Origin of the sequence: Streptomyces sp. NPDC006529, from assembly GCF_040611795.1 — a bacterium.
Lineage (GTDB): Bacteria > Actinomycetota > Actinomycetes > Streptomycetales > Streptomycetaceae > Streptomyces.
Genome location: NZ_JBEXPB010000127.1, coordinates 1 through 1504 on the forward strand (window position 1 = coordinate 1; position 1504 = coordinate 1504).

Below are 1504 nucleotides of genomic sequence, written 5' to 3' on the forward strand. Positions count from 1 at the left end.
CAAAACTTCGCTCTTCGTTTCTATTTACGGTCATACCCGGGCTGCTCCCCTGGGTGCACTCACCCTGGCGCAGGGCCTGAACGGCCAGGTGCAGGGCGACCAGCGAGGACGAGCATGCCGTGTCGACCGTGATCGCCGGGCCTTCGAGGCCGAAGACGTACGAGATGCGGCCCGAGACGACGCTCGCCGCGTTGCCCGTACCGACGTGCCCCTCCAGGCCCTCGGCGTCGCCCGCGACCAAGGAGAGGTAGTCCTGGCCGTTGGTGCCGACGAAGACACCGGCGCGGCTGCCCTTGAGCACGGCGGGGTCGATGCCGGCCCGCTCGAAGGTCTCCCAGGAGGTCTCCAGCAGCAGGCGCTGCTGCGGGTCCATCGCAAGGGCCTCGCGGGGCGAGATCCCGAAGAAGTCGGCGTCGAAGTCCGCTGCGTCGTAGACGAAGCCGCCTTCGCGGGTGTAGGAGGTCCCGGGCTGGTCCGGGGCCGCCGCGTAGAGTCGGTCCAGGTCCCAGCCACGGTCGGCGGGGAACTCGGCGACGGCGTCGGTGCCTTCCGAAAGGAGCTGCCAGAGCTGCTCAGGCGTCCGCACACCGCCGGGGAAGCGGCAGCTCATGGCCACGATGGCGATCGGGTCCTCGTCCGCCGCTACGGCACGGTCCGAGGAGGTGTCGGCCTCGGGAGCGGCGCCCGTCAGTTCCCCGCGCAGGTACTCCGCGAGGGCCGAGGCCGTGGGGTAGTCGTAGACGAGGGTGGTGGGGAGCTGAAGCGCGGTGGCCGCGCCGAGTCGGTTGCGGAGGTCTACCGCGGACAGGGAGTCGAAGCCGAGCTCCTTGAAGGCGCGCTCCGCGCCCACCGCCTCCACACCGTCGTGCCCGAGGACCGCGGCGACGTGCGTACGGACCAGGCCGAGCAGTTCGCGTTCCTGCTCGGCCCGGGGCAGCCCGGCCAGCTTCGCGAACGCTCCTCCGGCGAAATCGGCGCCTGTGACCACGGTCCCCTGACCGGTGACGGCGGCAGTGGGTCGGTGCGTGAAGTCGGCGAGCGAGGGGTTGGGACGGACGGCCGCCACGACGTCGGAGAGGCGCTCCCAGTCGATGTCCGCGATGGTGAGGGCGGCTTCGGAAGAGCCAACGGCCTGCGTCAGAGCGGCGATCGCCGAGTCGGGCGCCATCGGCGGCACACCCTCGCGCCGCATCCGCGCATCCATCGCCTCGTCGGCGGCCATGCCGCCTTCGGCCCACGGACCCCAGGCGATGGACGTCGCGGCCAGCCCGGCCGCCCGCCGCTGCTCCGCCAGACCATCCAAATAGGCATTCGCAGCCGCGTAGTTAGCCTGACCCGCCGAGCCGATCGACCCGCTCATCGAGGAAAACAGCACGAAGGCGTCGAGTTCGATCCCCAGCTCAACCGTCAGCTCGTGCAGGTTGAGCGCGGAGGTGGCCTTGGCCCGCAGCACGCTCTCGAACCGCTCCGGCGTCAGCGCATCCAGCACACCGTCATCCAGCAC

At 70.7% G+C, this 1504-nt stretch carries 1 protein-coding gene; it reads right to left on the reverse strand.

The annotated features are described in order from the left end of the window. Window positions 1-1504: beta-ketoacyl synthase N-terminal-like domain-containing protein (locus tag ABZY31_RS31215; protein ID WP_356417059.1), on the reverse strand; the 1504-nt coding region annotated here is incomplete at both ends.